Origin of the sequence: Pontibacter qinzhouensis, assembly GCF_008017455.1 — a bacterium.
In the GTDB taxonomy this organism is placed as follows: Bacteria; Bacteroidota; Bacteroidia; order Cytophagales; family Hymenobacteraceae; genus Pontibacter; species Pontibacter qinzhouensis.
Genome location: NZ_VRTY01000179.1, coordinates 1 through 5,445, shown reverse-complemented (window position 1 = coordinate 5,445; position 5,445 = coordinate 1). Strand labels below are relative to the sequence as shown.

Sequence of the window (5,445 nt, the reverse complement as noted above, 5' to 3'; positions counted from 1 at the left end):
CCGGTGGCGGCAGCCGGGGCAGCAGCTTCTTGCTTGGCGGCAGGGGCCGGAGCAGCAGCTGGTTTAGCGGCAGCTTTCTCAGCGCCTTGGGCATCTTCTTTGGTAATGCGACCATCGCGGCCGGTGCCTTGCACATCGGCAGGGTTAATGCCTTTTTCAGAAAGTATTTTGCCGGCAGCCGGCGATGGCGTACCAGAAGCATAGGTCTGGTTGCCATAGCCAGTAGCAGCTGCTGGTTGCGCAGCAGGCTGAGATGCTGAAGCACTTGGCTGAACAGCTGGTTTAACAGCAGCACCGCCAGCACCTGCCACAATGCGGCAAATGGTAGCGCCAATTTCGATGGTGTCTCCTTGTTGTGCCACTATCTGAAGCGTACCGGCACCTTCTGCGGGTAGCTCAAATGTAGCTTTATCAGATTCCAGCTCGGCAATAATCTCATCCATTTCTACACGGTCGCCATCGTTTTTCAGCCAGTTGGCAATGGTAACTTCTGTTATAGATTCGCCTACAGTAGGAACTTTCATTTCTATTGCTTCGCCTGTGCCTCCTTCTTGTGCGGCAGGGGCTGCTTCTTCGGCTGGGGCAGAAGCTTCAGCTGGTGCAGAGGCGGCGGCTGGAGCAGCCGGGCTGGCAGAAGCCTCACCATTCTGCTCAATTTTGCAGATGAGCGCTCCCACTTCTATAGTGTCGCCTTCCTGTGCTACTATCCGTAAAATACCTGCGGCTTCGGCGGGCAATTCGAATGTTGCTTTATCAGATTCCAGCTCACAAATCACCTCATCCATTTCTACGCGATCACCGTCTTTTTTCAGCCATTGGGCTATTGTTACCTCGGTTATTGATTCGCCTACGGCAGGCACTTTTACTTCTAAACTCATATTTATTTAGATTATGAATGACGAATTATGAAATACGCAGAAGGTATGCCCTATGAGCAGGAAAGCAAGAACTTTTGTCGTGCATATCCTGCCGATACGGCATACCTCTTAAATTAATTTCCGAATGCTCTGTTTATGATATCCTGCTGCTCTTTTACGTGCACTTTCATATAGCCTGTGGCAGGCGATGCACTTGGCTTACGCGCCACCACATCTTCTACCTGCTTGCGCATCAGGTTCAGAATATACAGCCAGGCGCCCATGTTCTCCGGTTCTTCCTGAACCCAGTAAATTTTAGCGTTCTTGTATTTCTGAAGCTCGGCCTCCAACTGCACTTTCGGGAACGGTGCGAGCTGCTCCAGCCGGATAATGGCCACATCGGAGCGCTTGTTTTTCTGTTGTTCTTCGAGCAGATCGAAAAATATTTTACCAGTACACAACAACACTTTCTTCACGGTCTTGGCAACAGCAAATGCATCACCAATAACTTCTTTAAAGCCTCCAGAAGTAAACTCCTCTACCGGCGACACCACCGAAGGGTGGCGCAGCAGCGACTTAGGCGACATGTTAACAGCTGGCTTGCGGAATGGCAGGGCCAGCTGGCGGCGCAGCATATGGAAGAAGTTAGCTGGCGTGGTGATATGCGTTACAAAAATATTGTTTTCGGCAGCTAACTGCAGAAAACGCTCCGGGCGGGCATTAGAGTGCTCTGGTCCCTGGCCTTCGTAACCGTGCGGCAACAGCATTACCACCCCGTTCATACGCTGCCACTTAGATTCTGTAGCTGTTATAAACTGGTCTATCATTACCTGGGCACCGTTGGCAAAGTCACCGAACTGCGCTTCCCAGATCACAAGAGCATTTGGGTTAGCCATAGCGTAGCCAAACTCAAAGCCAAGCACACCATACTCCGATAGCAGCGAGTTATAAATCTCTAACTGGCGCTGGTCTTCCTGCACGTTGTTGAGGTTGCAGTAAGGAGCATTGGTATTGGCATCGCGGAGAACAGCATGACGATGCGAGAACGTACCGCGCTGCACATCCTGTCCGCTCAATCGAACCACTTTGCCGTCTGTTAAAATAGAGCCATAAGCTAATAACTCAGCGGCAGCCCAGTTTAACTGGCGGGTTTCAAAAAACATTTCTTTACGGTCTTTCAGCAACTTTTCTATCTGCTTCAGGGGCTTAAAGCCTTGCGGAACCGATGTAAGCGCCTCTCCTACCTTGGCAACCACTTCTTCTGAAATACCAGTGGCAGGCGACTGATCAAAATCATCTGATTTAGAACGGCGCAGTGTTTTCCACTCTTTCTCCAGGGTCTGGTAGTTATAAGGCAAAGGCTTTTGCTTCACCATATCCAGGCGATCCTGTAGCAACTGACGGAACTCTTTGTCCATGGAGTCGGCCAGTTCAGCATCTATCTCGCCGTGGCTAACAAGTTCTTTGCTATACACCTCGCGTGGGTTCGGGTGTTTCGAAATCAGGTTGTAAAGGTGCGGCTGCGTAAATTTAGGCTCATCGGCCTCGTTGTGGCCATGGCGGCGGTAGCACACCATGTCTATAAAAATGTCGCCTCCAAACTTCTGACGGTACTCTGTTGCCAGTCGCACCGCAAATACTACTGCCTCCGGGTTATCGCCGTTTACGTGCAACACCGGTGCATCAATCATTTTGGCTACATCGGTACAGTAAATAGAAGAACGGGCATCCACGAAATCGGTGGTAAAGCCGATCTGGTTGTTGATTACGAAGTGGATAGTACCACCTGTAGCGTAACCTGCCAGTTTCGACATCTGCGTTACTTCATACACAATACCCTGACCAGCCACAGCCGCATCGCCGTGTATCAGGATGGGCACGATCTGGCGTGGGTCGTTGTCGTACATGCAGTCTATTTTGGCACGCACAAAACCTTCTACCACCGGGTTTACCGCCTCTAAGTGCGATGGGTTTGGTGCCAGTTTCAGGTTTACTTTATTGCCAGATGGGGTATCCACCTCCGAAGAGAAGCCCATGTGGTATTTCACGTCACCATCTCCGTAAGTCAGGTCCGGCACTGCGGTACCTTCAAACTCAGAGAATATCTGCTCATAGGTTTTGCCCATGATGTTGGCCAGCACGTTCAGGCGGCCACGGTGAGCCATGCCTATCACTACTTCTTTAGCTCCCAGTTCAGAGGCTTTGTCTATTATGGCATCAAGCGCCGGAATAGTGGTTTCGCCACCTTCCAGGGAGAATCGCTTCTGGCCTAAGAATTTTGTATGCAAAAAGTTCTCGAATACAACCGCTTCGTTCAGTTTAGAAAGAATGCGTTTTTTGTACTCCACACCGGGGTTAAAGCTCAGGAAATCTTTCTCGATCTTCTGTTGCAACCAGGTCAGAATTTCCGGATCGCGGATGTACATGTACTCGAAGCCGATGCCAGCTTCGTATATTTTCTGGACAGCGCCTAAAATGTCGCGTAGTTTGGCTGGCCCTATGCCAATTACCTCGCCTACCTGAAACACCGTGTCCAGGTCAGCTTCAGTCAAACCGAAATCTTTCAGGTCGAGCAGCGCCTTGCGGTCTTTGCGCTCGCGTACGGGGTTGGTTTTAGAGCGAAGGTGGCCTCTGCTGCGGTAGGCATAAATCAGGTTACGTACAGCTACCTCTTTCTCGGATTCGCTTGGTACGCCAGCTGCTGATTTAGCAGGAGCGACTGCTACTGCTTCTTTCTCATGCCCGTTTTCGGTATAAGCACCTGAAAACTCATATCCTTCAAAAAATTTGCGCCATCCGAATTCTACCGATTCCGGATCTTGTTGATAAGACTTATAAAGCTCATCAATGTAAGCACCATGCGCGTTGGCGATGTACGTATATTTGTCCATAAAATTTGTTGCTGCTTTTTTAAAGCGCAGCAAAGATAGAAGTAATTGCAGAAAAACATATTCCCTGTATTCGCATAAGCAGGTTTACTTGATTTTCAGCAAATTAAAATGTTTATTAATCCTTATTTTAAGGTCTTCCCTTATTAACGTTGATTTCAGCACTAAATGTTTTCTTTATTTTTCCAAACAAATGTTAGTGTAAATGTAGGGCAATATGATAATATAGAGAAGCAAAAACTTCTTTTTTAATTGCTGAGATCAGATGGACCAGAAGTATAAATTCTGTTGGCAAGTAAATAACACATCTGCTAAATTAGGTTTAAATAAGATTTATTTGCCTATTCCTGTAGTTACATTAATTTGTCGCTATGTTACTTTAGCTAGCGTTTGTTCAAAATGGGAAATCAGGAAAACAGCAACCATAAGCAGATTCCCTAATAAACTGAATTGCTAAGCTCAAACAAGCCTATGTTACTTTGAGGCATATTTTTTCCTTTATACTATCTGCTCCTTTGTCTACTTTTATATTAGCTAAGGGTGCAACAGGTTGGCGATATCTCCACAACTTACCAAACCAGGCATCTGAAGGCTCTTTATAAATATGTGTAGCCATGTACAGCCAACTAGTAGATGACATTTCGAGGGCAATAGGGGCCAGGCTCCTGATACAATTTACCTATAAGAGCAACGTTTATCTTGTAGAGCCACACCTGGTGGGCAAAAACTTAGAGTCAGAAAACTGCCTGCTCGCCTGGCAAATAAGTAAAAGCAAAAGTGCCATCACCGGTACCGGATGGAAATGCTTTGACCTTAACTGCCTTTCCGACTTAAAACTCCTTGAAAAACGCTTTACCTGCCCACGCCCCGGCTACGACCCCTACGACAATAGCATGAGCAGAATTTATTACAGAATCTGACCTCTCTCTTTCTGCACTCTCTGGGGCACCTATCCTGCAGCAGGCTTGTTATACAGGCAGCTCGGAACTTTATCAGGAACAGGTTTGGCCTCTAAAAAGAAATATTCTTCCTCAAAAAAAACGGCTACGGCACCACTTACACTACAGGAAAAAGTGAGCCGCTACATGCGCGGCAACAAAGCCCGGGACACCAAGCCTGAGTTACTGCTCCGGAAGCAGCTTTGGCAGGCAGGACTACGCGGCTACAGAGTACACTGGCCAAAAGCGCCGGGCAAGCCAGATATTTGCTACCCCGGCCGAAAACTGGCTATTTTTGTACACGGTTGCTTCTGGCACCGCTGCCCCTACTGCCAACCATCTCTCCCTAAAAGCAATGTTGCGTTCTGGCAAAATAAATTTGAGCGTAACATAGCACGCGATGCCACTTACCGCACCATGTACCGCGAAGCTGGCTGGACCTGCATCTGCATCTGGGAGTGCCAGCTTTACGCCGATACCAGCGGCTGCCTTACCTTAATCAGGGAGCTGCACCAGGGCGTGCCTGCCAGCTGGGAAGTGGCCGCCTGATTTCTCCGCAGACGTTCACACTGAATTATTCTAATGGATTTGCCCTTCCAAAGGATTTTTAGGGAACAAGAGCCAAGGGCTTCGCTTACAGCCGCTCTTCTGGCAGGCTACTACTCATTTTGAATTTGCCGCAGCCTAAAATTATTCCAATAGAATTGCCCTCCAAAAGGTTTTAAGACAGATTTGCTTCAAGGGTACAGGGCAATGGCTGAT

Annotated in this window: 4 protein-coding genes; 2 read left to right on the top strand and 2 right to left on the bottom strand. The window is 48.2% G+C overall.

All coding sequences use genetic code 11. The features are described 5' to 3' along the window. Window positions 1-878: biotin/lipoyl-containing protein (locus tag FVR03_RS23650; protein ID WP_187270289.1), on the bottom strand; the 878-nt coding region annotated here is incomplete at its 3' end. A 113-nt stretch (window positions 879-991) separates the two neighbouring features. Further along, entirely contained in the window at window positions 992-3,748 is a 2,757-nt protein-coding gene (locus tag FVR03_RS23645; RefSeq protein WP_147924245.1) for a 2-oxoglutarate dehydrogenase E1 component, read from the bottom strand. A gap of 611 nt (window positions 3,749-4,359) precedes the next feature. Between FVR03_RS23645 and FVR03_RS23640 the strand changes: the two genes are divergently transcribed. Together FVR03_RS23640 and FVR03_RS23635 are read left to right on the top strand one after the other, a co-directional pair. Further along, window positions 4,360-4,665: a hypothetical protein gene (locus tag FVR03_RS23640; RefSeq protein WP_147924244.1), complete on the top strand. Its 306-nt coding sequence runs from the start codon at window positions 4,360-4,362 to the stop codon at window positions 4,663-4,665. Window positions 4,666-4,749: 84 nt separating this feature from the next. Beyond that, window positions 4,750-5,232 (top strand): very short patch repair endonuclease, encoded by a 483-nt coding sequence (locus FVR03_RS23635; RefSeq protein ID WP_147924246.1) that lies wholly within the window; start codon window positions 4,750-4,752, stop codon window positions 5,230-5,232. The last annotated feature ends 213 nt before the right edge of the window (window positions 5,233-5,445 follow it).

What these genes read in the sequence shown, in the direction of transcription:
- FVR03_RS23640 (WP_147924244.1), top strand. Translation starts at nt 4,360, where the DNA reads ATGTACAGCCAACTAGTAGATGACATTTCGAGGGCAATAGGGGCCAGG.
- FVR03_RS23645 (WP_147924245.1), bottom strand. Translation starts at nt 3,748, where the DNA reads ATGGACAAATATACGTACATCGCCAACGCGCATGGTGCTTACATTGAT.